General features: G+C 70.0%; 28 protein-coding genes, 1 tRNA gene and 5 pseudogenes. 15 read left to right on the plus strand and 19 right to left on the minus strand.

Going from position 1 to position 24720, the window contains the following annotated elements; genetic code table 11:
- Window positions 1-39: 39 nt before the first annotated feature.
- The 3 genes from H7A72_RS08140 to H7A72_RS08150 all read right to left on the minus strand — a co-directional run bounded on the left by H7A72_RS08140 (window position 40) and on the right by H7A72_RS08150 (window position 1941).
- Window positions 40-285: a hypothetical protein gene (locus tag H7A72_RS08140; protein ID WP_084452081.1), complete on the minus strand. Its 246-nt coding sequence runs from the start codon at window positions 283-285 to the stop codon at window positions 40-42.
- A gap of 330 nt (window positions 286-615) precedes the next feature.
- On the minus strand, window positions 616-1296 hold the full coding sequence (locus H7A72_RS08145; RefSeq protein WP_185222229.1) for a type 1 glutamine amidotransferase domain-containing protein: 681 nt from the start codon (window positions 1294-1296) through the stop codon (window positions 616-618).
- Between the two features lie 66 nt (window positions 1297-1362).
- Window positions 1363-1941: a TetR/AcrR family transcriptional regulator gene (locus tag H7A72_RS08150; RefSeq protein WP_185222230.1), complete on the minus strand. Its 579-nt coding sequence runs from the start codon at window positions 1939-1941 to the stop codon at window positions 1363-1365.
- Between the two features lie 188 nt (window positions 1942-2129).
- Here H7A72_RS08150 and H7A72_RS17150 point away from each other — a divergent pair, with 188 nt between their 5' ends.
- From H7A72_RS17150 to H7A72_RS17160, 3 genes and pseudogenes are all read left to right on the plus strand, one after another.
- Window positions 2130-2561, plus strand: a complete 432-nt coding sequence (locus tag H7A72_RS17150) for an MEDS domain-containing protein (RefSeq protein WP_185222339.1) — start codon at window positions 2130-2132, stop codon at window positions 2559-2561.
- A gap of 497 nt (window positions 2562-3058) precedes the next feature.
- Window positions 3059-3445 (plus strand): annotated as a pseudogene (locus H7A72_RS17155) (hypothetical protein); the annotation flags it as partial.
- Between the two features lie 140 nt (window positions 3446-3585).
- Complete coding sequence (locus H7A72_RS17160) at window positions 3586-3882, plus strand: helix-turn-helix domain-containing protein (RefSeq protein ID WP_223277901.1); 297 nt, start codon at window positions 3586-3588, stop codon at window positions 3880-3882.
- A gap of 51 nt (window positions 3883-3933) precedes the next feature.
- Here the strand turns inward: H7A72_RS17160 and H7A72_RS08165 are convergent.
- From H7A72_RS08165 to H7A72_RS08185, 5 genes and pseudogenes are all read right to left on the minus strand, one after another.
- Window positions 3934-5004: pseudogene (locus H7A72_RS08165) on the minus strand (alkene reductase).
- 103 nt (window positions 5005-5107) lie between these two features.
- Window positions 5108-5650: pseudogene (locus tag H7A72_RS08170) on the minus strand (transposase); the annotation flags it as partial.
- A gap of 435 nt (window positions 5651-6085) precedes the next feature.
- Window positions 6086-6163 (minus strand): annotated as a pseudogene (locus H7A72_RS08175) (antibiotic biosynthesis monooxygenase); the annotation flags it as partial.
- 79 nt (window positions 6164-6242) lie between these two features.
- Window positions 6243-6629 (minus strand): heme-binding protein, encoded by a 387-nt coding sequence (locus tag H7A72_RS08180; protein WP_255494227.1) that lies wholly within the window; start codon window positions 6627-6629, stop codon window positions 6243-6245.
- A 142-nt stretch (window positions 6630-6771) separates the two neighbouring features.
- A complete protein-coding gene (locus H7A72_RS08185; RefSeq protein WP_050670096.1) occupies window positions 6772-7083 on the minus strand; it encodes a putative quinol monooxygenase in 312 nt (103 codons plus the stop codon).
- A gap of 107 nt (window positions 7084-7190) precedes the next feature.
- Here H7A72_RS08185 and H7A72_RS08190 point away from each other — a divergent pair, with 107 nt between their 5' ends.
- Entirely contained in the window at window positions 7191-8132 is a 942-nt protein-coding gene (locus H7A72_RS08190; protein ID WP_185220225.1) for a GlxA family transcriptional regulator, read from the plus strand.
- A gap of 193 nt (window positions 8133-8325) precedes the next feature.
- Window positions 8326-9359, plus strand: a pseudogene (locus H7A72_RS17165) (IS3 family transposase).
- 186 nt (window positions 9360-9545) lie between these two features.
- On the opposite strand, the gene H7A72_RS08205 reads toward H7A72_RS17165, so the two are convergent.
- Window positions 9546-9631 (minus strand) — tRNA-Leu (locus H7A72_RS08205).
- Between the two features lie 116 nt (window positions 9632-9747).
- Complete coding sequence (locus tag H7A72_RS08210) at window positions 9748-10161, minus strand: VOC family protein (RefSeq protein ID WP_084451585.1); 414 nt, start codon at window positions 10159-10161, stop codon at window positions 9748-9750.
- Window positions 10162-10217: 56 nt separating this feature from the next.
- Here H7A72_RS08210 and H7A72_RS08215 point away from each other — a divergent pair, with 56 nt between their 5' ends.
- Genes H7A72_RS08215 through H7A72_RS08225 form a run of 3 tightly spaced genes read left to right on the plus strand, consistent with a single transcriptional unit; the run spans window position 10218 to window position 11952 of the window.
- A complete protein-coding gene (locus H7A72_RS08215) occupies window positions 10218-10979 on the plus strand; it encodes a HipA family kinase (RefSeq protein ID WP_185220227.1) in 762 nt (253 codons plus the stop codon).
- A 3-nt stretch (window positions 10980-10982) separates the two neighbouring features.
- The gene (locus H7A72_RS08220; protein ID WP_084451589.1) at window positions 10983-11363 is read left to right on the plus strand and encodes a DUF3037 domain-containing protein; all 381 of its coding nucleotides are present in this window, start codon (window positions 10983-10985) and stop codon (window positions 11361-11363) included.
- A 43-nt stretch (window positions 11364-11406) separates the two neighbouring features.
- Window positions 11407-11952 carry a YbhB/YbcL family Raf kinase inhibitor-like protein gene (locus tag H7A72_RS08225; protein ID WP_185220228.1) on the plus strand — a complete coding sequence of 182 codons (546 nt, stop codon included), beginning with the start codon at window positions 11407-11409 and terminating at the stop codon, window positions 11950-11952.
- 100 nt (window positions 11953-12052) lie between these two features.
- Here the strand turns inward: H7A72_RS08225 and H7A72_RS08230 are convergent, their stop codons facing one another.
- The 6 genes from H7A72_RS08230 to H7A72_RS08255 all read right to left on the minus strand — a co-directional run bounded on the left by H7A72_RS08230 (window position 12053) and on the right by H7A72_RS08255 (window position 17019).
- The gene (locus H7A72_RS08230; protein ID WP_185220229.1) at window positions 12053-12865 is read right to left on the minus strand and encodes an RNA methyltransferase; all 813 of its coding nucleotides are present in this window, start codon (window positions 12863-12865) and stop codon (window positions 12053-12055) included.
- A 9-nt stretch (window positions 12866-12874) separates the two neighbouring features.
- Window positions 12875-13600 (minus strand): sulfite exporter TauE/SafE family protein, encoded by a 726-nt coding sequence (locus H7A72_RS08235; RefSeq protein WP_185220230.1) that lies wholly within the window; start codon window positions 13598-13600, stop codon window positions 12875-12877.
- Window positions 13597-14370, minus strand: coding sequence for a sulfite exporter TauE/SafE family protein (locus tag H7A72_RS08240; protein ID WP_223277578.1), 774 nt, complete (start codon window positions 14368-14370; stop codon window positions 13597-13599). The genes H7A72_RS08235 and H7A72_RS08240 overlap by 4 nt, the downstream gene beginning before the upstream one ends.
- A gap of 55 nt (window positions 14371-14425) precedes the next feature.
- The gene (locus tag H7A72_RS08245) at window positions 14426-15616 is read right to left on the minus strand and encodes an SPFH domain-containing protein (RefSeq protein WP_185220231.1); all 1191 of its coding nucleotides are present in this window, start codon (window positions 15614-15616) and stop codon (window positions 14426-14428) included.
- A 30-nt stretch (window positions 15617-15646) separates the two neighbouring features.
- The gene (locus H7A72_RS08250; RefSeq protein WP_185220232.1) at window positions 15647-16102 is read right to left on the minus strand and encodes an NfeD family protein; all 456 of its coding nucleotides are present in this window, start codon (window positions 16100-16102) and stop codon (window positions 15647-15649) included.
- A gap of 131 nt (window positions 16103-16233) precedes the next feature.
- On the minus strand, window positions 16234-17019 hold the full coding sequence (locus H7A72_RS08255; protein WP_084451598.1) for an ABC transporter ATP-binding protein: 786 nt from the start codon (window positions 17017-17019) through the stop codon (window positions 16234-16236).
- Between the two features lie 37 nt (window positions 17020-17056).
- On the opposite strand from H7A72_RS08255, the gene H7A72_RS08260 reads away from it, so the two are divergent.
- Complete coding sequence (locus H7A72_RS08260; protein WP_084451600.1) at window positions 17057-17812, plus strand: hypothetical protein; 756 nt, start codon at window positions 17057-17059, stop codon at window positions 17810-17812.
- Window positions 17776-18330, plus strand: a complete 555-nt coding sequence (locus H7A72_RS08265; protein WP_223277579.1) for a GNAT family N-acetyltransferase — start codon at window positions 17776-17778, stop codon at window positions 18328-18330. Before H7A72_RS08260 ends, H7A72_RS08265 begins: the two co-directional genes overlap by 37 nt.
- On the opposite strand, the gene glgA is transcribed toward H7A72_RS08265, so the two are convergent.
- Complete coding sequence (glgA, locus tag H7A72_RS08270; protein WP_185220233.1) at window positions 18303-19499, minus strand: glycogen synthase; 1197 nt, start codon at window positions 19497-19499, stop codon at window positions 18303-18305. The genes H7A72_RS08265 and glgA overlap by 28 nt on opposite strands.
- A gap of 58 nt (window positions 19500-19557) precedes the next feature.
- Here glgA and glgC point away from each other — a divergent pair, with 58 nt between their 5' ends.
- On the plus strand, window positions 19558-20805 hold the full coding sequence (gene glgC, locus H7A72_RS08275) for a glucose-1-phosphate adenylyltransferase (protein ID WP_185220234.1): 1248 nt from the start codon (window positions 19558-19560) through the stop codon (window positions 20803-20805).
- Window positions 20806-20815: 10 nt separating this feature from the next.
- A complete protein-coding gene (gene serB, locus H7A72_RS08280; protein ID WP_185220235.1) occupies window positions 20816-21544 on the plus strand; it encodes a phosphoserine phosphatase SerB in 729 nt (242 codons plus the stop codon).
- Between the two features lie 255 nt (window positions 21545-21799).
- Here serB and fabI read toward each other — a convergent pair whose 3' ends face one another.
- Together fabI and fabG are read right to left on the minus strand one after the other, a co-directional pair.
- Window positions 21800-22555, minus strand: coding sequence for an enoyl-ACP reductase FabI (fabI, locus tag H7A72_RS08285; protein WP_185220236.1), 756 nt, complete (start codon window positions 22553-22555; stop codon window positions 21800-21802).
- 46 nt (window positions 22556-22601) lie between these two features.
- Window positions 22602-23312, minus strand: coding sequence for a 3-oxoacyl-ACP reductase FabG (gene fabG / locus H7A72_RS08290; protein WP_084451609.1), 711 nt, complete (start codon window positions 23310-23312; stop codon window positions 22602-22604).
- 122 nt (window positions 23313-23434) lie between these two features.
- On the opposite strand from fabG, the gene H7A72_RS08295 reads away from it, so the two are divergent.
- The 3 genes from H7A72_RS08295 to H7A72_RS08305 are packed head-to-tail and all read left to right on the plus strand — an operon-like array spanning window position 23435 to window position 24695.
- Window positions 23435-23710 carry a DUF3099 domain-containing protein gene (locus tag H7A72_RS08295; protein ID WP_072624657.1) on the plus strand — a complete coding sequence of 92 codons (276 nt, stop codon included), beginning with the start codon at window positions 23435-23437 and terminating at the stop codon, window positions 23708-23710.
- Window positions 23710-23925: a hypothetical protein gene (locus tag H7A72_RS08300; protein WP_185220237.1), complete on the plus strand. Its 216-nt coding sequence runs from the start codon at window positions 23710-23712 to the stop codon at window positions 23923-23925. The genes H7A72_RS08295 and H7A72_RS08300 overlap by 1 nt, the downstream gene beginning before the upstream one ends.
- Window positions 23925-24695 carry an SURF1 family protein gene (locus H7A72_RS08305; protein ID WP_185220238.1) on the plus strand — a complete coding sequence of 257 codons (771 nt, stop codon included), beginning with the start codon at window positions 23925-23927 and terminating at the stop codon, window positions 24693-24695. The genes H7A72_RS08300 and H7A72_RS08305 overlap by 1 nt, the downstream gene beginning before the upstream one ends.
- The last annotated feature ends 25 nt before the right edge of the window (window positions 24696-24720 follow it).

Here is a 24720-nt window from a genome sequence, read left to right on the forward strand (position 1 = left end):
ACGTGCGGGCCTACGGCCCGGGTGCCGGGCACCGTGGCCTCAGGGGGCCAGGTACGGGTTGGGCGGCTCCTCGCCGAGGGTCCACCACTGCGCGTCGCCCCACTGCCGGGCCATCTCGCGGCCGGCCTCGAAGCCCTGCTCCCAGGCCACCGCCGGGTCGGGCAGGCACCCGGCATCGCGCAGCGCCTCCGCCACGGCCAGGCTCTCGTCGAGCCCGAGGAAGGTCACCTCGGCCACGGCACGCCGGACCACCTCAGCCGCGTGCTCGATGCGGGGGTCGGTCATCGTCACTCTCCCTTCGCGTGATCGTCCGTCCTACCAGAGCGGCCACACCACGGCGCGACGACACGACGACGGCCCCCCGCTCCGAAGAGCGAGGGGCCGATCCTGCCGCAGGTGCTCCTCGACGCCCCCCTGCCACAGTGCCCGGTCGAGAGCAGTGGACAGCCTCTGCGCGTCCTTCGCGTTTAGCCCGTCGCCAGTGGCCAGTACGCTCCCCTCGCTGGGGTCGACGGACGTCGAAATGCCGCCGGGAACCCGGACGGGACAGCATGGCGGACTCCGTCGCTACAGTCGCCGGGGCAAGGCACTCGTGTTCAATGCTCTCGAGCCGCTCTACGCGCCGAGCTTGGCGATCAGCGCGTCCGCGGTCGCGGCCGACGAGGCCGGGTTCTGCCCGGTGAGGAGCAGCCCGTCCTCGACGACGTACGGCGCCCAGTCGTCGGACTTGGAGTAGTCGGCGCCCAGGCGGACCAGCTCGTCCTCGACCAGGAACGGCACCACCTTGTCCAGCCCGACCCCGACCTCCTCGGAGTTCGTGAAGCCGGTGACCTTTTTGCCACTCACGAGGGGTGTGCCGTCCTCGTGGGTGGTGTGCCGCAGTACGCCGGGGGCGTGGCAGACCAGGGCCACCGGCTTCTCCGCCCGTAGTGCCGTCTCGATCAGGCGGATCGAATCCTGGTCCTCCGCGAGGTCCCAGAGCGGTCCGTGACCGCCGGCGTAGAACACCGTGTCGAAGTCGGCAGCCGAGACCGACGCGAGCCGAACCGTGCTCGCAAGCGCCGCGACGGCTTCGGAGTCGGCCTCGAAGCGCCGCGTGTCGTCGGTCTGGAACTCGGGCTCGTTGCTCTTCGGATCCAGCGGCGGCTCACCGCCGCCGGGGGAGGCGAGCGTGATGTCGTACCCGGCCTCCTTGAACCGGTAGTAGGGGGCGGCAAGCTCCTCCAGCCAGAAGCCGGTCTTCTTGCCGGTGTCGCCGAGCTGGTCGTGCGACGTCAGGACGATGAGCACCTTCATGATTCCTCCAGTAGACCGGTCGTCTCCTTGTGGCCCGCGCGGCCGGTCGTCCGCGCGAGAAGATCTTCATGCCGGGCGAAGCACCCGTTCTGTGTGCGCGAGCGCGTCATCCATGGGCGTCGGCTCACGATGGATCTTCGTCAGGACGCTCGCGCCGACCCAGAGGCCGTAGAGCGACTGCGCGACGGCCTTGGAGTCGCGGAAGGCGACGACCGAGCCGTCGATGGCCCCCGCCTCGAGCATCGCGGCGATCCGCTCGACGATCGCTCCCGTGCCCTGCTCGAGGGCGCGGCGCATCGGCTCGGAGAGGTCGGCGACCTCTGCTCCCAGCTTGACCGCCAGGCACTTCCCTTCACAGTCGTTCAGCGACTGCGTACGGCGCCAGCCCTGCCAGTAGTTCATCAGTCGGCCGACCGCCGTCTCGTCCTCATGCGCGAAGGTGGCGTCCATCTCGGCCAGGTAGGTCGCGAAGTAGGCCTGGAGCATCGCTTCACCGAAGGCGTCCTTGGAGGCGAACCAGTGGTAGAAGGATCCCTTGGGCACCCCGGCCGCGCCGAGGATCTCGGTCAGCCCCACGGCGGCCCACCCCTTGTGTGCGACGGCGCGCTGGCCGGCGTCGAGGATGTTCTCCCGGGCATCGAGCATGACTCGACCCTACCAAGTATTAGACCAGTCGTCTAGCCCCTACCGCAGAGCGACAGCAAGTCGACCGCCGATCCCGGCGATCGCGTCGGCATCACCGGGCACGCCGGGCTGCCACGGGATGGTCAACCCGTCCTTGTCCTTCGCGGAGGAGCGAGGGATCACGTGGAGGTGGAACCTCGGTCGCGGACCTGCTCGCCTACGAGGCCCGGCTCAACGACTTCGCCCCTCGGCACCCCCAGTCGATCCTGTGCCTCTACGACATAGACGCTGTGGGCACCGGCGTCGTCTTCGAGGCCATGAGGGTGCACCCCCGAATCTGGCTGTCCGGTCTCGTACTGGAGAACACCCTGCTCCTGGTGATGTCCATGCTGATGCTGGACCGTCACGACGTGGACGAGGTCATCGAAGTGCTGGCCCACGCGGTGGAGTCGGTGACCGGCTGCCAGCTGGTTCACGTCACGTTCCAACGACATCAGAAGTGGACCACCTGGCCCCCGGGCACCCGACGACGTCGAGCCTGGGGCCCGGGGAACGCGCGTTCATCGAGAATCACGGCGACCATTGGACGTGTACGACCGCCGTCGCGGCGTTGTCCGGCTCACCGGGTCAGCTGGTCCTGAGACACGCCACTGAGCCCGACGCCGAACAGATGTTCGTCATCGCACGGTTAGGCCACCTCCTCGGAGCGGCGCTCGTGGACGCGGAGCTGCACGAACGCGACCGCCGCCGCGCCCTCGAACTGGACGCGGCCAACACCGAGACGGCGCGCAGCGTGGCCGCCCTGAACCATCGGGAGGCGGTGCACGAGGAGTTCACCCGCCTCGCCGCGACGCGAACGGAGCTGGACGTGGCCACCTCATTGAGCCGATTCACAGATTCCACCGTCGTCCTGCATGACCGCTTCGCACACGAGACGACACGAACCACGGCGGCCGGTGAGTTACCCCCGGTCGGCGAGCGAGCCTCGCTCGAGGCGGTGATCGGCGGACGCCCAGAACTCGGCACGATCGAACTGGAGATGCGTGCGGGCCAAGGGCGAGACGACGCAACATTCGCTTTGCAGTACGCCAGCGTCGCTCTGGGGCTGCTGAGGGCCCATGCCGCAGCGATGAATGAGATGGAGAACCGACTGAGTCGAGACCTCCTCGACGACCTCCTCGAAGGGATCCCGGCCGACGTTGCCGCAGACCGAGCATCGGCCCAGGGCCACGACCTCGGCGTTCCACACGACCTGATCGTGTGTGCGTGGTCCTTCGACACGGGTCCCCGGTGTCACGACCGGGACGTCGATCATCTCCGGACGGCCATGCCTCATCAGCGGCTGCCCTGCTTGGTCGTCCGGAACCAGGGTCTGGTCGTGGTCCTCGCCCACCAAGGTGTCGACATCGGCCGCTTGTTCGACGACTTGTCGCGCGCGTACGGCGACACCAACGGTGTGATCGCCATGGGGGAGCCGACCAGCTCGCCGGAGGAGATCCCACGAGCCTATGAGCAAGCCCAACGAGCGCTCAGGGCTCGTCAGCAGTCCCGCGATCCGTACGGCTTCATCGCCTCTGCCGATCTGGGGGTGGACCGGCTCCTCGCCCTCGGCGGCAACGCCGATGAGGGCGAACGCGTCATCAGCGACTGGCTCGGCGACCTGCTGTGCTACGACGACAGCAAGGCACCGATCTCGCGCCCACGCTGGCGGCGCATCTCGATCATGGAGGCCAGTACGACGACACAGCAGCTACGCTCTCGATCCACCGCAACACACTGCGGTACCGGCTCAGCCGCATCACCGAGATCACGCCATCCGGCGAGACCAGCTCGAGACCGAACCGCTCGGCCCACTCGGACCACACCCCACGGCTTTCGCGCGAGACTGCGGTGCTCTATGCCGAGGTCGCTGACGTCATCGTGCACCCGGACGGCGAGTCGAGACGTTCCGAATGCCGATGACCTAGGTCGGGGCGAAGGTCGGAGGTACCTGGAAGTTCCGCTCGGGTCAGATCAACTGTCGAGGAACGGGTAGTCGGTGTAGCCCTCGGCGCCACCGCCGTAGAAGGTGTCGGGGTTCGGCTCGTTGAGCTCCGCGCCGGTGCGCCACCGGGCGGGCAGGTCCGGGTTGGCCAGGAAGGGTCGCCCGACTGCGACCGCGTCGGCGAGGCCCTTGTCCAAGATCTCCTGCGCCGACTCGCGCGTGGTGATCTTGCCGAAGCCGTCGTTGGCGACGACGACGCCGCCGAAGGAGCGGCGCAGCTCTTGGACCAGGTCCTGCTTCGGGTCGGCGAGAATGCTCAGGTAGGCCAGGCCGAGCGGAGCCAGGCCCGCGACCAGGAGCCGGTAGGTCGCGGCGACGTCGACGGGATTCTCCTCGGTGGCGCCCTGGATGTTGTGGGCCGGCGAGATGCGGACGCCGACCCGGTCAGCGCCGATCGCGTCGGCGACCGCACGCGTGACCTCGAGGGCGAAGCGAACCCGGTTCTCGGGCGATCCGCCGTACTGGTCGGTGCGATGGTTGGAGCCGGGCGCGAGGAACTGGTGGATGAGGTAGCCGTTGGCCCCGTGCACCTCGACGCCATCGAGCCCGGCGTCGATCGCGTTGCGGGCGGCCTGCACGTAGCCCTCGACGATTGAGGGGATCTCCTCGACGGTGATCTCTCGTGGGGTCGGGTACGGCTTCATCCCGTCGGCGGTGAACATCTCGTCGGGAGCCGCCACCGGGCTCGGCGCGATGATCTCCTCACCGCCAGTGTTGTCGGGGTGGGAGATGCGACCGACGTGCATCAGCTGTGCGACGATGCGGCCGCCGTTTGCGTGTACGCCGTCGGCCACTCGGCGCCACCCGGCCAGCTGCTCCTCGGTGTGGAAGCCGGGCGTGTTCAAGTAGCCCTAGCCCTCGGCGGTGGGCTGGCTGCCCTCGGTGATGATCAGGCCGGACGAGGCGCGCTGGGAGTAGTACTCCACCGCGAGGTCGCCCGGCACAGTGCCCTCGGCGCGGTTGCGGGTCAGCGGTGCCATCACGAGCCGGTTCGGGAGCGTCCAAGCGCCAACGGTCAGGGATTCGAAGAGATCAGCCATGTCTCCTACAGCACTCCCGCCTCCCATTATTGTTCCAACCGGCATAGGTGAGGAGCCTCACGCTTGATCTGGCAGCGGGCGAGCTCGCCGCTCGGAACGCGCGTTATTCGCGGACACGAGACTGCGCTTTCCACCGCAGCAGAGCGTGACCACAGCACGATGGCCAGCCGGTTGGTAGATGCATGGTCACGCATCGGGCTGAGGACGCGATCCGAGCCGGGACGGCCATGAGCTTGCGGCGGATCGTGGCGGTAATCGCGCGTGCGAGGCCTGGTCCGGCGAGGGTGGCGGCGGCGCGGGTGAGGTTGAACGCCATCACGGTGAGCACCAGCCACGCTGCGTTCGCGGTGAACTTCCCGGACGGCAGGCGTGCCAGCGCGGAGCTCTTGAGGTCGGCGTGGACCTGTTCGATCATCGCGTGGCCGCGGTGGGTCTTGTCCGCGGCCACGGTGTTGGCCACGCCCGGGTCGGTGGTGGTGAAGAACGCGTGGAAGCGCCAGGTGTCGAACAGCGTCTCCTGTCCGTCCTTGCCTGCCGGGTTGAGGTCCGGGATCCGGCGGACCACGAGCCGGCCACCGACCTGCTCGGCCTTCTTCCTCGAGGTGAACGCGGTGAAGGGAATCTCGGCGACCTCCGCCCAGGAGACCTCGACGTCAATCTGCGGACGGACGCGCCCGGCCGACCTACACCGTCATCTGAGACGACCCCTGAAACGTCTTCGACGACGACGGGACCGGCGAGGAGGAGGGCGCGGTGAGCTAGGTGAGCCAAAGGAATGGAGCTTGCTCGACTTCGACGCCGCCGCAAGCTCCGGTGAAGCGGTCGGTACTGGTCGGTCGTCGTCGGTCACCACCGGATGGCGGCGTCCCCCACGCTCGGCGTTTGCGCAGGTCAGCGGCTCGTTCGCCCAGTGGGCACATCAAGCGATAGACGCAAAGCCGACGTGATGAGGTCGTCGGTTCGATTCCCACAGGCGGCTCCGGTGAACAGCCCCTGACCTGCGGAAACGCAGGGCAGGGGCTGTTCGGGTCTGGTGGTCGCGCGATGCGCTGGCCTCATTGGCTCTGCCCGACACCGACGGCTACGGGAGCTTGGACGCGAGGACGTCTGCCGCCATGATCTCGGGTGCTGCGCCGAGGAGGTGCTGGTTGGCCGTCAGGTCCGAGCCGTGACCGTCTACGTCGACGACGCACGCATCCAGCCCCGTGCCGGCCGGGGGCCAGGTTCGGTGCGGATCCTCAGAAGGCGCTGGCGGCGGCTTCGGCGACGGCCTGGTCTTGGACGCCGGTTCCTCCGCTGACGCCGACGGCGCCGACGACCTGGCCGTCGCGCTCGAGCGGGATGCCACCGGCGAAGATCATCACCCGACCGTCGTTGGAGGCGTTGATGCCGTAGAACTGCTCACCGGGTTGGGCGAGGTCGGCGAGGTCTTTGGTGGCTGTGTCGAACGCTCGGGCCGTGAAAGCTTTGTTGATCGAGATGTCGATGCTGCCCAGCCACGCTCCGTCCATCCGTACGTGAGCGACGAGGTTGCCGCCGGCATCGACGACGGCGATGTTACTGGGCTGACCCTGCGTGCTGGATTCAGCTTCTGCTGCCGCGATGACACGTTTGGCGTCGTCCAACGACAATGTAGGAATAGATGGCATCAATTGCTCCTTCGAATGTGGCGTGCGCTTTGTGGCTCGAGCCGCTCCAGAGCCGCCCGTTGAGTTTGTGACCGACAGCGCTCGTGTTGTGTTCGCGTTGCGGACGTGCGTTGGCGGACTACGGGAGCTTGGACGCGAGGACGTCGGCCGCCATGATCTCGGGTGCTGCGCCGAGGAGGTGCTGATTGTCCGTCAGGGCTGCGACGATGGCGCCGTTGGCGTGGGCGTCGCGAGCGGCCTCGTCGGGGAATGCATCGAAGATCCAGAAAGTGTCGGCGTGGGTCCTGACCGCGAACCAGACAATCGTTCCTACTTCTTCGTTGGCGAGCGCGACAGCGCCGGCGAGCAGATCGGCGAGCGCGTCGTGCTGTCCATCGGCCGCGACGATCTTGGCGACGAAGGCATACGGAAGTGATGCGGGTGTGGACATGAGGGACTCTCCTTGAAATCGGGGTTCTTCGTGGGACGAGTTCAGCGTATGACGAGCGAGGGCCGATGGGGAGTGGCGTATACGGCAGTATTGCTATTGTTTGCGCCATGCGTATCGGACTCATCGCGGTCGACGGCTGCTTCGGTTCGGCTGTCGCGTCGGTCATCGACATCGTGCGGGTGGCCGACGGAGCCCGCGGCGATGTCGACCCGCGGATCGACCCGATCGAACTCGCCATCCTCGGACCGAAACGGACAGTGACCACGACGGCATCGATGACCCTGTCGGTGGACCACCCGCTGTCGGAGTCCGCAGAGTTCGACGTGGTCGTCGTCCCTGCGCTTGGAACCCTCACTGCCGCCGCTACCAACGACGCCCTACAGAGCCGAGATGTTCGTTCGGTCATCGCCTCGCTCGGGCGCCTCGACGACGCGACCACCCGGATCGCCGCGGCGTGCACCGGCGTGTTCGCCGTCGCCGAGACCGGACGGATGGATCATCGGCGGGCGACGACCAGCTGGTTCCTGGGGCCGGAGTTCCTGAAGCGCTATCCGACCGTCGCCCTCGATCTCGACACCATGGTCGTGGTCGACGGGAACCTCGTCACCGCCGGCGCCGCCTTCGCCCACATCGACCTCGCGCTCTCACTCGTGCGATCGATCAGCCCCGACCTGGCCCAACATGTCGCCAAGCTCCTCATCATCGACGAGCGCCCGTCGCAGGCGGCCTTCGTCGCCTACGAACATCTCCGGCACGAGGACCCGATCGTCGTCGAGTTCGAACGCTTCGTGCGCGCCCGCCTGGACGAACCGTTCAACGTCGCCTTCGTCGCGCAGTCACTTGGCACCAGCCGGCGCACCCTCGAACGACGAGTCCGTGCGGCGCTCAACCTCACTCCGCTCGGCTTCGTCCAACGGCTTCGCATCGAACGAGCTCGGCACCTCTCAGCAACCACGGACCTCACCCCCGCCGAGATCGCGCTACGAGTCGGCTACGCGAACGCCGAGACTCTGCGCTCCCTCCTGCGTAGGGAGCGACGCCGTTCCTGACCTATCGCCATGCCTGTAGCCGGTGTGCTAGTGCTCGACTGGAACCACCTCTCAGCACGTCGCGTCGACGCTCCTGCGTCGCCCCTGGAGGGCCCACTCGACACGCCCGCAGCACAGGCCATGTGACGTGTCTGGGACTGCTGCGCCGATAGGTGACATCTGATCTGTGGCGTCGAGGGGCGCTGCTGGAAGGATGGACACCGTGCCCAAGCCCTACCCCAAAGAGTTCCGCGATGACGTGGTTCGGGTCGCGAGGAATCGTCAGCCGGGTCAGCAGTTGACGCCGATCGCTGCTGACTTCGGGATCAGTCAGTCGTGCCTGACGAACTGGCTCAAGCGTGCCGATGTCGAGGACGGGAACGCGTCGGCTATCACAAGCGAGCAGGCGGGCGAGCTTCGTGAGCTCAAGCGCCGTAACCGGTTGCTGGAGCAAGAGAACGAGGTCCTGCGGCGCGCGGCGGCATACCTGTCGCAGGCGAACCTGCCCCCAAAATGATGTTCCCGCTCGTCCGCGAGCTGGCCGACAAGAGCGCCCGGATCCGGGTGCCTGTGTCGGTGACGTGCCGGGTACTGAAGTTGTTCAGCCCGGCCCAGGCCCGGACTGCCGGTGCACGATGACCGCCTCGCGGTCGAGGGCGAGGCGGGCCGCGTCCGCCACGACTTCACCAGCACGACGGCACCGAATCAGGTGTGGCTGACCGACATTCCGCCAAGCACTGCGTCCAGGGAGGTGCCCCCACTGAGCATTGGACTGGCGAGGGCAAGCTGTACCTGTGCGCGATCAAGGATGCCTGCTCCGGGCGAATCGTGGGCTACAGCATCGACTCACGCATGACGTCGCACCTGGCTGTCACCGCGCTGAACTCAGCCGTCTTACGCCGCGCCGCTGACGGCGCCGACGTGGCCGGGTGCATCGTGCACAGCGACCCAGGCGCGCAATGTCGAAGCCGCCGATACGTCCACCGCCTGGGCCACCACCAGCTCCTGGGGTCCATGGGTCGAGTCGGCGCCTGCGGCGACAACGCCGCCATGGAATCCTTCTTCGCGCTCCTGCAGAAGAACGTCCTGAACCAACGCCGCTGGGACACCCGCGACGAGTTGCGGATCGCGATCGTCACCTGGATCGAACGCACCTACCGCCGCCGACGACGACAAGACCGCCTTGGCCGATTGACGCCCATCGAATACGAGACAGCCATGACCACATCAGCCGACCGGGCTGCGTGACTACCCACTGTCACCTATCGGTGCAGCAGTCCCAAGCGGCCCTGACCACCCGGTCAGGGCCGCTTCGTCCTGCGCAGAGCTGGTCCCCAGCCAAATAGGTCCCTGAACCACGAATCCCCAGCCAGATTCTCAATCTGACTGGGGTTTCGTGAGGGAAGTTCGCGAGTTTGGCGAACCCCTCATCTGTGTCCGAGGGGGGACTTGAACCCCCATGCCCTAATACGGGCACTAGCACCTCAAGCTAGCGCGTCTGCCAATTCCGCCACCCGGACGAGTGGTGCATCCGGCGGTCTGGGAACCACCGGGGCAACGACGTGAAACTTTACACGCGGATGTCGTGAGTGCGAAATCCGCTCCGCCACGGCCTCGCCGACCACCGGTCAGCGGGTCAGACCGGGGTCTGGGCGGCCTCCTCGGGGGCGCCGACGTAGAGGCAGAAGGGGTGTCCGGCGGGATCGATGATGACCCGCACCTCCTCCTGGGGCTGGTGCTCCGACAGGCGCCCGCCGAGGCGCAGCGCGGCCGCGACCGCCGCCTCGAGATCACTCACCTCGATGTCGAGGTGGATCTGCATCTGCTGCTCGCCCTCGAGCGCCGGCCACTTCGGCTCGATGTGGTTGCGCTCCAGCTGGAAGCCCAGGTACACGTGGGCTCGCTCCGGCGCGATCGTCGCCCAGTCCTCTTCGTCGCTGTGGATCGTCCAGCCGAGGACCTCGGCGTAGAAGCGCGCGAGACCCCGGGGGTCCGGCGTACCGATCACGGTGCCGAGGTAGTCGTGGGGTGGGCGACGTCCTGAAAGCATGCCTTCCACCATTGCCTGAAGTCGGGCCGAGGGCAACCCGTGCATAGGCTTGGCCCGTGCTCGAGACCGTCACCGCCACCCGATTCGCGGTCCCCCTGCGCGAAGGGGGTTCCCTCCCCGGTCTCGTCGAGGCCGACGACCTCGGGATGTACGTCGTGAAGTTCCGCGGCGCCGGTCAGGGGCTCAAGGTCCTCGTGGCCGAGGTGCTCGTCGGCGGGATCGCCCGCGCCCTGGACATCCCGGTCCCCCGCCTGGCCGTCGTCGACCTGCCGCGTGACATCGCCCGCTACGAGGCCGACGAGGAGGTGCAGGACCTGCTCACCGCCTCCGTGGGCACCAACCTGGGCCTCGACTACCTGCCGGGCTCCTTCGGCTACGACGGCAGCCGTCCCGCGACGGCAGAGCAGGCCGCGCCGATCGTCTGGCTCGACGCCTACACCGCCAACATCGACCGCACGTGGGCCAACCCCAACCTGCTCGTCTGGGGCGGCCGCCCCTGGGTCATCGACCACGGCGCCGCGCTCTACTTCCACCACTCCTGGGCTCGCCGATCTCCCGACGCCGAGCGCTTCTCCGCCCAGCCCTTCGACGCGAGCGACCACGTGCTCGGCGACCTCGTCGGCGACCTGACGTCGGCCCACGAGACCCTCGCTGCCCTGCTGACCGACGAGGTGCTCACGGGCATCGTCGACCTCGTCCCGGACGCGTGGCTCGAGACCGGGGAGCACCTCCCTTCGCCGCAGTCCGTCCGCCAGGCCTACGTGGCCCACCTCATGGCCCGCCGCGACCACCCCGCTGCCTGGCTCCCCCGGAGGTGACCGGTGACCCGCGTCCCGTACCAGTACGTCGTCCTGCGCTGCGTCCCTCGCGCCGAGCGCGAGGAGTTCGTCAACGTCGGCATCGTCCTGCGCAGCCAGGCCGCCGAGCACCTCGAAGCCGCCTTCGCGGTCGACGCGGCCCGGGTGCGGGCCCTCGCCCCGGACCTCGACCTCGACGAGCTCGACGCCGCGCTGCAGACCGTCTGCGACGTCGCCTCCGGTCGCGAAGGGGGCGGCCTGCCCCGTCTCGGCGACGACGGCCGACGCTTCGGCTGGCTGAGCGCGCCCCGCTCGACCGTCGTGCGTCCCGGTCCCGTGCACAGCGGCCTCACGGACGACCCCGCGGCCGAAGTGCAGCGACTGCTCGACCGCCTCGTGCGCTGACGGTCGTCTTGACGCTGGCCCATGACGCCCTAGGGTCGGGTACATGGACCTCACGCGACCGACCGCACCGGCTCCCTACGACCTGCTCCCGCCCACCGCGACCTTCGAGGTGACGAGCGAGAGCTTCACCGACGGCGGCGACCTCCCCGAGGCCCAGGTCTTCGACGACTGGGGCTTTTCCGGCGGCAACCTCAGCCCCCAGCTCAGCTGGTCGGGTGCCCCGGAGGGGACCCAGGGCTACGCCGTCTCCTGCTTCGACCCGGATGCGCCGACCCCCGCCGGCTTCTGGCACTGGACCGTCGTCGGCCTCCCGGCCGACACCACCTCGCTGCCCGAGGGCGCGGGGGTCGAGGGCGGAGCACAGCTGCCCGAGGGTGCCTTCATGACCGCGACCGACTACGGGACCAAGGCCTTCGGCGGCGCGGCCCCGCCGCAGGGCGACATCGCCCACCGCTACGTCTTCGCCGTCCACGCGCTCGACACCGACGACCTGGGCATCGACGACTCCGTCTCGTGCACCGTGGCGGCCTTCAACTACCTCCAGCACACGATCGGGCGCGCCGTCATCACCGGCATGTACCGCAGCTGACGCTGCCGCACCCCACGCTGCGCGGCGGGTCGAGATGAATGCGACCGGATAGACGGTCGAGATCACCTCGACCCGTCCTCGGGGTAAGCCGGGCCGGTCGTCAGTCGCGGACCCTCAGCTCCCACGCGGCGACGGCACCCGCCGCCGCGACGTTGAGGGAGTCGACTCCCCCGGCCATCGGGATGGTCACGGTCACGTCCACGTGCCCGAGGGTACGCCGGGCCAGCCCGTCGCCCTCGGTGCCCAGCACGAGGACGAGTCGCTCCGGCGGGTCGGCGGACAGCTCGTCGAGCGAGACCGCGTCGTCGTCCAGGGCCAGCGCCGCGACGGTCCACCCAGCTTCCCGCAGGTCCGCGATGCCGGCAGGCCACGGCTCGATCCGGGTCCACGGCACCTGGAAGACCGTGCCCATGGAGACGCGGATCGCCCTGCGGTACAAGGGGTCGGCGCATCGTGGCGTGACGAGGACCGCGTCGGTCCCGAGGGCGGCCGCCGAGCGGAAGATCGCACCCACGTTGGTGTGGTCGACGACGTCCTCGATGATCAGCACCCGTCGGGCGCCGTCGAGCACCGACTCCACCGAGGGCACCGCGGGCCGGTGCATCGAGGCAAGAGCGCCCCGGTGCAGGTTGTAGCCGGTGATCCCCTCGATGACCTCGGCCGTCCCCGTGTAGACCGGCACGCCGTCGTCCTCGGCCTGCGCCACGACATCGGCCAGGTCGGTGAGCCACCGCTCCCCCATGAGCAGCGCCCGCGGCCGGTGGCCCGCGGCCAGCGCCCGGCGGATGACCTTTTCGCTCTCGGCGAGGTAGAGACCGCCGGCCGGCTCCAGGACACGGCGCAGCTTGACGTCGGTGAGCCCGACGAAGTCGCGCAACCGTTCGTCGGACGGATCGGTGATGGTGATCGGCACGGGAGCAGGCTAGATCAGGGCACGGGAGATGACCCCGATGCTCGCGATGACGCAGAAGACGAGCACGCCCCGGCGCACCGCCTGGGGCCGGATCCGCCGTCGCACCGGCCCCGCCAGCAGGTGCCCCACGAGCACGAAGGGAGCCCAGACCAGCCCGGCGAGCAGGTCCTCCCGGTCGACCTGCCCGCCGATGGCCAGACCGGTCATCCCGATGACCGTGCCGGCGAGGAAGAAGGCCGCCAGGGTCCCGCGGAGCAGCTCCGGACGCTCGTGCCGCAGGACGAGCGCGAAGAAGGGACCACCGATCGAGGCGGCGGTCCCCGAGACGCCGGTGATCGCGCCGGCGAGGGCCGAGTTGCGCGGGTCCAGCCGGATGTCCACGGCCCACACCGACGCGGCGACGGTCACGAGGATGAGCACGCCCACGGTGAGGGCGATGGCGTCTGCTGACGCCACCGCGACGAGGGCGACCCCGAGCGGTGTGGCGAGGACTCGGGCACCCAGAGCCCACCGCAGGTGGCGCCAGGCGATCTCCCGGTCACCACCGAGCAGCTGCAGCAGGGGAAGGAAGAAGACGCACACGATGAGCGAGGCCGGCATGAGATCGGGCCGGACCATGACGACGGCGGGGGCCGCGACCACCGCGATCCCGAAGCCGATCGTCGACTGCACCATCGCCCCGATGGCGACGACGATACCGAGGGCGAGGAGCGTGGGGTCCAGGAGCTCGGTCACGGGAAGAAGACGAACTTCACCAGGCCCGCAACGCCGACGACGACGATGACCGCCCGCAGGGCGTTGGGGGGCAGCCGCCGACCGTACCTCGCACCCAGCACGCCACCGGTGATCGCGCCGATGCCCACGAGGAGGGCGATACGCCAGTCGATGAGCTCGGGCGCGGTGATGATGAAGACGAGCGAGCCGACAGCGTTGACGAAGGTGCCGAGCACGTTCTTCAGACCGTTGAGGGACTGGAGCGGCTCGGTCGACAAGGCAGACAGCAGGCCGATGAGGATGACACCCTGTGCGGCGCCGAAGTAGCCGCCGTAGACGCCGGCCACGAGCACGCCCGCCATGAGCGCGACGAGGTGGCTGGTCGGCATCGAGCCGCCCTCCTCGTGCCGCGACTTCGTCCACGCCTGCAAGCGGGGGCCGAAGATGACGAGCAGGATCCCGATGCCGATGAGCACCGGCACGATCGCCTCGAAGGCCTCGGGCGGCAACCACAGCAGCAGCAGGGCGCCGGTGATCGCGCCGAGCACGGACATCGGCACGAGCTGGGCGACCCGTCGGCCCATGCCCTTGAGCTCGGGGAGGTATCCGATGGTGCCGCTCACTCCCCCGGCGACCAGGCCGATGGAGTTGGAGACGTTGGCCGTGACCGCTGGTGTCCCCAGCGCGAGCAGGACGGGGAAGGTCACGAGGGTCCCGGACCCGACGAGGGTGTTGATCGCTCCCGCCCACACCCCCGCGAGCACCACTGCACCCATCTCCAGCCACGACACCCGGCCAACCCTAGTGAGGGCGGACCGGGTGTCGTGGAGCGGGGTCGCAGTGTGGTCAGCGGGCCGCGTCGGGCCCCTCGTCGGGCTGGTCGGTCGCCTCCGGCTGCGGCTCGGCCGGGGCCGGGGCCGCCGTCGCCTCCGGCGGGTCGGTCGCCTCGGGCAGCCGCACACCCGGCCCCTTGGCCGGCTGCACCCGCGAGGCGGGCGTCGCGTGCTCGCTCGCCTCACGGCTGGCCTGGCCCGCCTGACCACGCGCCTGGGCGAGGGCCTCGCCCGGGTCCTCGAGCGCGGTCTGGTCGAAGACGTTGGTGGCCTCCGGACCGGGGTCGACCCACTCCTCCGCGTCGAGTCCACCCTTGGGCCCGTCACCGTCGCCGCCACCGAGGGCACCACCGATGCCCCGCAGGGCGTCGGTGAGCTCGCTCGGGATGATCCACATCTTGTTGGCGTCGCCCGTGGCGATCTGCGGCAGGACCTGCAGGTACTGGTAGGCGAGCAGCTTTTGCGTCGGCTTGCCGCGGTGGATCGCGTCGAAGACCTGCTTGATCGCGCGCGACTGGCCCTGGGCCTCGAGGACCGCGGCCTGGGCCGAGCCCTCGGCCCGCAGGATGGCCGACTGCTTCTCGCCCTCGGCGGTGAGGATCTGCGACTGCTTGACGCCCTCGGCGTTGAGGATGGCCGCACGACGGTCACGCTCGGCCTTCATCTGCTTTTCCATCGACTCCTGGATCGACATCGGCGGGTCGATCGCCTTGAGCTCGACGCGGTTGACGCGGATGCCCCAGCGGCCGGTCGCCTCGTCGAGCGCCCCACGCAGCTGGCCGTTGATCTGGTCGCGGCTGGTGAGCGTCTGCTCGAGGTCGAGGGAGCCGATGACGTTACGCAGGGTGGTGACGGTCAGCTGCTCGATGCCCTGGATGAAGTTGGCGATCTCGTAGACGGCCCGCTTGGAGTCGATGACCGTGTAGTAGATGACCGTGTCGATGTTGACGACGAGGTTGTCGGAGGTGATCACCGGCTGGGGCGGGAAGCTCACGACCTGCTCGCGCAGGTCGATGCTCGCCCGCACCTTGTCGACGAAGGGCACGAGGATGTGGATGCCGCCCTCGAGCGTGCGCGAGTAGCGGCCGAGCCGCTCGATGATCAGCGAGGTCTGCTGCGGGACGATGCGCACCGTCTTGAAGAGGATGACGAGCGCGAAGACCAGCAGTGCGACGAGGAAGATGAGGATACCGGCGCCTTCCATGGGCGGGGTCCTTTCAGACGGAGGGTCGGGTCAGGGGCTCTTGGTGACGATCGCCGTGGCGCCGTCGATGGAGACGACGCGCACCTCGTCGCCGGGCAGGCAGGACGCGGCGCCGTCGGGCACCCGCGCGCTCCACGTCTCACCGGCCAGCCGCACGCGGCCGTCGGTCTCGGTGACCGTCTCGAGGACCCGCGCGGTGCGCCCGGCCAGGGCCGCCGAGCCGATGTCGGCTGATGCCGCGGGGTCGCTGAACTGACGCTTGACGATCGGGCGCACCACCGCGATGAGCAGCAGGGCCACGGCGACGGCCAGGACGATCTGCAGCACCACGGGCGCGCCGACTGCGGCAGCCAGGGCTCCGACGAGGGCGCCGCCGAAGAGCATGACGAAGACGAAGTCGACCGTCGCCGCCTCGATCGCGATCAGCACGAAGGCCAGCCCCAGCCAGGCCAGCCAGAGGTTGTCGCCGAGCCATTCCATCGTCATGCCCCCGTCTCGTGTCTGGCCCCCATCATGTCAACCGCTCCTGACGAAGGGGGGTGGGACCCGCCCACCGTGACCGCAGCGTGTCCGAGCGGCCGGTGGGATCGGTCCCGGTCGAGCCCGGACGGCGGGCGTCAGGTGCGCGCCCGCGCCGACCACCGGTCACCGTGCTGCTCGAGCACGAGGTCGATACCGAAGGTCTGCGAGAGGTTGGCCTCGGTGAGCGTGATCTCGATCGGGCCCTGCGCGACGACCTGGCCCTCGCGCAGGAGGAGCACGTCGGTGAAGTGCGGGGGGATCTCCTCGACGTGGTGGGTCACCATGACGAGGGCGGGCGCCTCGAGGTCGCCCGCGATCTGACCGAGGCGACCGACGAGGTCCTCGCGTCCGCCGAGGTCGAGACCAGCGGCCGGCTCGTCGAGGAGCATCAGCTCGGGGTCGGTCATCAGGGCGCGGGCGATCTGCACGCGCTTGCGCTCGCCCTCGGAGAGCGTCCCGTAGGTCCGGTCGGCGAGGTGCCCGGCGCCCAGGGCCTCGAGCAGCTCGACCGCGCGGGCGTGGTCGAGTCCGTCGTAGGACTCGCGCCAACGACCGACGACACCCCACGAGGCGGTGACGACGACGTCGGACACCCGCTCGCGCGGCGGGATGCGCTCGGCCAGCGACGCGGAGGCCAGACCGATGCGCGGCCGCAGGTCGAAGACGTCGACCGCGCCGAGGACCTCGCCGAGGACACCGACGACACCTCGGGTGGGGTGCATGCGCGCGGCAGCCAGCTGCAGCAGCGTCGTCTTGCCCGCGCCGTTGGGCCCCAGGACGACCCAGCGCTGCCCCTCCTCGACCTCCCAGTCGATCTCCGAGAGCAGGGTCGACTCCCCGCGGACCACGGTGGCGCCGGCGAGGGCGAGGACATCACTCATGGTCCGACCCTAACCGTCGCGGATTACCATCTGTCAGATGCCCGAGCTGCCCGCCTCCGTCCGTGTCGCCGCGTGGGTCACGCACGCCTGGGCCGGTGGCGTGACCCTGACCCAGGCGGTCGAGCGGGCCCTGCCCGACATCGACCACACCGAGGGTCTCGTCGAGCAGCTGCGGCTGTGGCGCGACCTCGGCGAGGCAGCCGTCCTCGTCGCCCTCCCCGGCCCCGGTGACCTGGCCGGCCTGCCCCGCTGCGGACCGGTGGCCACCGACGCCGCCGTGGAGGCGGGTGAGGCCCTCTACGTCGCCGGCCTCGGTGGGCTGCTCGTGCCGTCGACGTCGACCTTCGGCTCCGAGGGCGCCCGGGGGGTGCGCATCGACTGGATGGCCCACGACGCCGATCCGATCCCTCCGCACCGCATCGAGGCGCTCGCGCCCTCCCAGCTCGAGCGACACCTGCGACGCACCCTCCTCGCCGCGATCGACGAGCTCGATGCCATCGGGGGCACCCCCTGGGCCGACGACCTGGCACGCGACCTCGCCGACGACCGGCTCGGGGCCGACTGGGCTCTCCCCGATGCCCTGCCCGAGCGCGCCCGCAAGGTCATCGGGTTGGCCGGCACCGTCTCCATCGCCACCGAGCTGGGGCTGCAGGCCTCGGGTGCGATCACGGCCGCCGGCGACGAGGCCCGCGCCACCGCCCTTCGTGCCCTGGGGCGCGAGAGCGAGCGCTGCCTCGCCGACGCGACCAATGCCGCGTGCGCCACGATGGCCGGCTGGGTCCCGAGCCGCTGATGCGGGTCCTGCGGACCGCTCGGCTGCGCCTCGACCCGGTCGGCCGCGAGCACCTCCCCTTCCTCGCCGACCTCGATGCCGACCCCGAGGTTCTGCGGCACATCATCGGCCGGGCCCGCACCCATGAGGAGGCACTGGAGTTCTGGACGCCGCTGGTCCCCGGCCCCATGTGGGTGGGGCACGTCGACGAGCGTCCCGTCGGGTGGTGGTCCCTGTGGCCGCGCGAAGGGGGCGTGGCCGAGCTCGGCTACCGCCTCGCCCGGTCGTGGTGGCGACAGGGCCTGGCGGTCGAGGGCGCGAGGGCCGTTGTCGCAGAGGGCTTCACCGACCCAGGGCTCGACGTCGTGCGCGCCGAGACGATGGTGGTCAACACCGGCTCCCGCGGCGTCATGCGGCGCCTGGGCATGCGGGAGGTGCGCATCGAGGTGCGTGAGTGGGAGGAGCCGCTGCCCGGCGCCGAGCTGGGCGAGGTCGTCGCCGAGCTGACCCGTCAGGACTGGGCGAGCACGCTCTCGTAGACCGCCATGGTCCGGTCGCCGATGCTCGTCCAGCTGAAGTGCTCGACCGCCCGCTCGCGGCCGGCGACCCCACGTGATCGCGCGCGCTCGGGGTCGGCCACGGCCTGCACGAGGGCCGCCGCGAGATCGGCCTCGAAGCGCGCGCTGTCGACGGGCGCCCCCGTGCCGTCGTCGACCTGCTCGATGGGGACGAGCCACCCGGTGACGCCGTCGTCCACGACCTCGGGAATGCCGCCGGTCGCCGTGGCCACCACGGGCAGCTCGCACGCCATCGCCTCGAGGTTGACGATGCCGAGCGGCTCGTAGACCGAGGGGCAGGCGAAGACCGTGCCGGCGGTGAGCAGCGCGATGACCTCGGCCCGCGGCAGCATCTGCGAGATCCACACGACCCCGTCACGGGTGGCTCGCAGCTCGGCGACGAGGTCCTCGACCTCGGCGAGGATCTCGGGGGTGTCGGGGGCTCCGGCGCACAGGACGAGCTGCACCTCCGGGGGCAGCTCGCGGGCGGCACGCAGCAGGTGGGGCAGTCCCTTCTGCCGGGTGATCCGCCCGACGAAGACGACCGACGGGCGGTCGGGGTCGACGCCGTGGCGTCGCACGACCTCCGGGTCGGGTGCCGGCTGCCACAGCCCGGCATCGATGCCGTTGTGGACGACGTGCACCCGCTCGGGGTCGATGGACGGGTAGCTGCGCAGGATGTCCGCGCGCATGCCGTGGCTGACGGCAATGACGCCGGCCGCCCCCTCGTAGGCGGTGCGCTCGACCCACGAGCTCAGGGCGTAGCCGCCGCCCAGCTGCTCGGCCTTCCACGGGCGCAGCGGCTCGAGGCTGTGCGCCGAGACGACGTGCGGCACCCCGTGCAGCAGTGCGGCGGTGTGGCCGGCGAAGTTGGCGTACCAGGTGTGGCTGTGGACCAGGTCGGCCCCAGCGCAGTCGGCCGCCATCGCCAGATCGACGCCCATCGTCGTCAGGGCGGGGTTGGCCCCCGCCAGACCCGGCGGATCCGGATAACCGGTGGTCCCCCCTTCGTCCCGGGGCTCGCCGAAGCACCGGACCCGCACGTCGGTGTCGCCCCGCTCGCGCAGCGCCCGCGTCAGCTCGGCGACGTGGACCCCGGCACCGCCGTAGACGGCCGGTGGGTACTCCTTGCTGAGGATGTCGACGCGCACGTGACCAGCCTAGGGCCGAAGGGGGGACGACCCGCCCCGTAGCCACTAGGTTTGGACCATGGTCCGCAGAGGTCAGCCCAGTGTCCTGGCGATCGTCCTCGCCGGTGGTGAGGGCAAACGGCTCATGCCGCTCACCGCCGACCGGGCCAAGCCCGCCGTCCCCTTCGGTGGGATCTACCGGCTCGTCGACTTCGCCCTGAGCAATGTCGTCAACTCGGGTTACGCCAAGGTCATCGTGCTGACGCAGTACAAGTCGCACAGCCTGGACCGGCACGTCAGCCAGGCCTGGCGCCTCGCCTCCCCGCTCGGGCACTACGTCGCCCCGATCCCCGCCCAGCAGCGACGCGGCAAGAGCTGGTACACGGGCAGCGCCGACGCGATCTACCAGTCGCTCAACGCGATCACCGACGAGCGCCCGGACATCGTCGTCGTGGTCGGTGCCGACCACGTCTACCGCATGGACTTCTCCGACATGGTCGAGCAGCACCTTGAGACGGGCGCCGACTGCACTGTCGCCGCGATCCGACAGCCGATCGCCATGGCCGACCAGTTCGGCGTCATGGAGGTCGCCGACGACGGCCGCCGCATCACCGCCTTCCGGGAGAAGCCGACGGATCCGGTCGGGCTGCCCGACGCGCCCCACGAGGTCTACGCGTCGATGGGCAACTACGTCTTCTCCGCCGACGCGCTCATGGACGCGGTCAACCGTGACGCCGACACCGAGAGCCGGCACGACATGGGTGGCGACATCGTCCCCGACCTCGTCTCCCGTGGCACGGCCTACGCCTACGACTTCGCCGACAACACCGTGCCGGGGTCGACCGACCGCGACCGCGGCTACTGGCGCGACGTCGGGACGATCGACAGCTACTTCGACGCACACCTCGACCTGACGTCGATCCACCCGGTCTTCAACCTCTACAACTACAGCTGGCCGATCAACACCCACCACGGGCCCTACCCGCCCGCGAAGTTCGTCCACGCCGACACCGAGCGAGCCGGCGGCGCGACCAACTCGGTCGTCTCACCCGGCGTCGTCGTCTCCGGCGGGCACGTCCACAACTCGGTGCTCTCCCCCGGGGTCTTCGTGCACAGCTACTCCGACGTCATCGACAGCGTCCTGCTCGACGGCGTCGACGTCGGGCGGCACGCCCAGCTGCACCGGGTGATCGTCGACAAGGGCGTGCGGCTGCCCGCCGGGATCCGGCTCGGCCACGACCGCGAACAGGACCTGGCGCGCGGCCTGCAGGTCACCGAGTCCGGCATCACCGTGGTCGGCAAGGGACACGTCTTCGACGAGACCTAGACTGCGCCGCATGACCTCCCGCCCCGGCACCGACTCCCCGTCGTCCGTCGAGCTGCCGGGCGAGGGCCCGCTCGCGCTCGTCATGGACGTCGACTCCACCCTGATCCGCGACGAGGTCATCGAGCTCATCGCCGAGCACGCGGGCACTCGTGACGAGGTCGCCGCCGTGACCGAGGCCGCGATGCGCGGCGAGCTCGACTTCGCCGGGAGCCTGCACGCGCGGGTGGCCACCCTCGCCGGGCTGCCGGTCGAGGTCCTCGACCGGGTGCGTGCGGCGGTGCGACTGACGCCGGGTGCGCGGACGCTGGTCACGACCCTCGTCGAGGCAGGGCACACCGTCGGTCTCGTCAGCGGTGGGTTCACCGAGGTCGTCGACGACCTGGCCCGAGAGCTCGGCATCCCCACGGCACGGGCCAACACCCTCGAGATCGTCGACGGGCACCTGACGGGCAAGGTCCTCGGCGAGGTCGTCGACCGTGCGGCCAAGGCAGACTTCCTCACCCGCCTCGCGGCCTCGGCGGGGATCGAGCGCGATCGCACGGTCGCGGTCGGCGACGGGGCCAACGACCTCGACATGATGGCCGCCGCCCAGCTCGGCATCGCCTTCTGCGCCAAGCCCGCCGTGCGTGAGCAGGCCGACGCCGCCATCGACGAGCCCGACCTCCGCCGGGTCCTCGGCCTCCTCGGCATCACCCCTCTCCCCCAGCCCGACGACGAGGGCGGCCACCCCCTCGCCTGACCGCGTGTCGGACTGCAGTTCGCGTCGGGAGCAGCGAGGTCCGGGGCCTCAGGTCCCCCCGAGGGCCTGAACTGCCGCGCGACACGCTGCGGGAGGTCGAAGGGGGATGTCGGCACACATCAAGCCGAAGTCGAGCACGACAACTCAGCCACACGACAACGAAGGACTTCGGCGGGTGCCGACGTCCCCCTTCGTCCGGAAGCCGACCCTTCGAGGCGGCCGCGGACGGCCTTCCTCAGGGACCGAAAGAGGGGGTCAGACCCCCATCGCGTGCACGCCACCGTCGACGTGCAGGATCTCGCCGGTCGTCGCGGGGAACCAGTCGGACAGCAGCATCGTGCAGGCCTTGGCCGTGGGCACCGGGTCGTTGACGTCCCAGCCGACGGGCGCCCGGTCGTCCCACGAGTTCTCGAAGGTCTCGAAGCCGGGGATCGACTTCGCCGCGGTCGTGCGGATCGGGCCGGCGGCGACGAGGTTGCAGCGGACCCCCTTCGGGCCGAGGTCACGGGCGAGGTAGCGGTTGGTCGACTCGAAGGCCGCCTTGGCCACGCCCATCCAGTCGTAGACCGGCCAGGCAAAGCTCGCGTCGAAGGTCAGACCCACGATCGACCCGCCCTCGGTCATCATCGGCAGCGCCGCGACGCCGAGCGCCTTGAGCGAGTAGGCCGAGACGTGGATCGCGGTGCTCACGTCCTCCCACGACGCGTCGAGGAAGGTGAAGGCGCCCTCGGGCGCGAAGCCGATCGAGTGGAGTACGCCGTCGAGGCGCTCGGTGTGCTCACCGATCCGGCCGGCCAGGGCGGCGAGGTCCTCCTCGCTCGTGACGTCGAGCTCGATGACCGGAGCCTCCTGCGGGAGACGCTTGGCGATCGTCCTGGTGATCTTCATCGTCCGGCCGAAGCTGGTGAGGATCACCTGCGCACCCTGCTCCTGGGCGAGCTTGGCGACGTGGAAGGCGATCGAGGACTCCATGAGGACGCCGGTGATGAGGAAGGTCTTGCCGGTGAGCATCTAGCTGCCTTTCGAAGGGGGTGCGAGGAGAGCGGTGGCGAAGCGCTCAGTGGCCCATGCCGAGGCCGCCGTCGACGGGGATGACCGCGCCGGAGATGTAGGACGCCTCGTCGGAGGCGAGGAAGGAGATCGCGGCGGCGACCTCGTCGGCCTGCCCGTAGCGGCGGGCGGGGATGGCGGCCTGGTACTCGGCCTTGGTCTTGTCGGGCAGCTCGGCCGTCATGTCGGTCTCGATGAACCCGGGCGCGACGACATTGGCGGTGATGCCGCGGGCACCGAGCTCGCGCGTCATCGAGCGGGCGATGCCGACGAGGCCGGACTTCGACGCGGCGTAGTTGGTCTGCCCGGGCGACCCGTAGAGGCCGACGACGCTGGAGAGCAGGATGACCCGGCCGAAGCGGGCCTTGACCATCGGCGTGGCCGCGCGGCGCACGCACCGGAAGGTCCCGTGGAGGTTGGTGTCCACGACTGACGAGAACTCCTCGTCGGTCATGCGCATGAGCAGGGTGTCCTTGGTGATGCCCGCGTTGGCGACGAGCACCTCGACGTCCCCCTCGAGCTTCTCCTTCGCCGCGGTGAAGGCGGCGTCGACCGACGCGGTGTCGGTGATCTCGCAGGCGACGACGTCCAGACCCTCGACCGGGTCGCCCGATCGCGACGTCACGACGACCCGGTGACCGTCGGCGACCAGCCGTCGCGCGATCGCCTCCCCGATGCCTCGGTTGCCTCCCGTGACGAGCACTCGCCGCGATGTCATGTCTCTCCTTCGTCGGTGGCCGCGTGTGGGTCAGATCACGCACCGTCGACGCTAGAGCACTACCGTCGGGTAGCCCGAACCGGTCCGCAGAACGTCCAGACTCGCGGCGTACCCTTGGGGGCGTGCCGCACGCGTCCGTTCCCTCGGTGACCACCGCACCGATCTCGCTCCAGGAGGAGCAGGCCGGTCGGATGCGCCAGTACCTCGCGACGATGGCGCTGCGCACGGCGTGCTTCGTCGGCGCCTACTTCTTCGAGGGGTGGCTGCGGTGGGTGTGCGTCGGTCTCGCCGTCGTCCTGCCCTACATCGCGGTCGTCCTCGTCAACGCCGTGCGCCCCCGCGTGGCCGACGAGGCCTTCCAGCCCGTGACCGACCACCGCCGGCAGCTGGACGCCTGATGCCGACCGACGAGCTGGTGTGCAGCCGCAAGGCCTGCCGCGACGCCGCGACCCGGGCCGTGCTGTGGCGCAACCCCCGCATCCACGACGAGTCGCGTCGCAAGGTCTGGCTCGCCTGCGCCGAGCACGAGGAGGTCCTGCGCGAGCACCTCGCCATCCGCGGCTTCCCGGTGACGACCTGCGCCCTCGACGAGATCCCGGACGACGCCGGCTGATGCTTCGTCTCGCCCTCACCCCGAGGTGGCTCGGGTGGTTCCTCCTCGTCGTCCTCGCGTCCCTGGCGTGCCTGTGGCTCGGCCAGTGGCAGTGGGGCCGCTACGAGGACAGGTCCGCGCGTGCCGAGCGGATCGAGAGCCACTACGAGGCGGACCCCGTGCCCGTCACCGAGGTCCTCACCGACGATCCGGTCGCCATCGACGACGAGTGGACCCGGGTGCGCGCGACCGGCACCTACGACACCGGTCACCAGGTCCTCGTCCGCAACCGTCCGCTCGACGGCACCTACGGCTACGAGGTGCTCCTCCCCCTTCGGCTCGAGGGCGGCGGCACCCTCCTCGTCGACCGCGGCTGGGTCCCCAACAGCCCGAAGGGGGCGGACGTCGCCCCCGAGGTCCCCGCCGCGCCCACCGGCGAGGTGACCGTCACCGGCTGGATCCGCCTGGGCGAGAAGAGCCTTGAGCGCGACATGCCGCGCGGGCAGGTCGCCAGCATCAACCTCGAGGAGGTCTCCGACGAGGTCGGCACCGACCTCCTCGGCGGCTACGTCTCGCTCCAGTCGGAGGACCCCCTCAGCGAGCGACCCGACCCCCTCGCCGTCCCCGACACCGACACCGGGCCCCACATGGCCTATGCGATCCAGTGGTGGCTGGTCATCCCGGCCGGCTGGGTCTTCGTCGTTCTCGCCCTGCGACGCGAGGCGCAGGAGGGCGTCAGCCGCGCCCCCCGGCCCAAGAAGGTGCGCATCTGGGACGAGGAGGACGGCTGAGGCCACCCCCGATGTCGGCATCGGC

This window comes from Janibacter sp. YB324, assembly GCF_014217915.1.
Taxonomy (GTDB): domain Bacteria; phylum Actinomycetota; class Actinomycetes; order Actinomycetales; family Dermatophilaceae; genus Janibacter; species Janibacter indicus.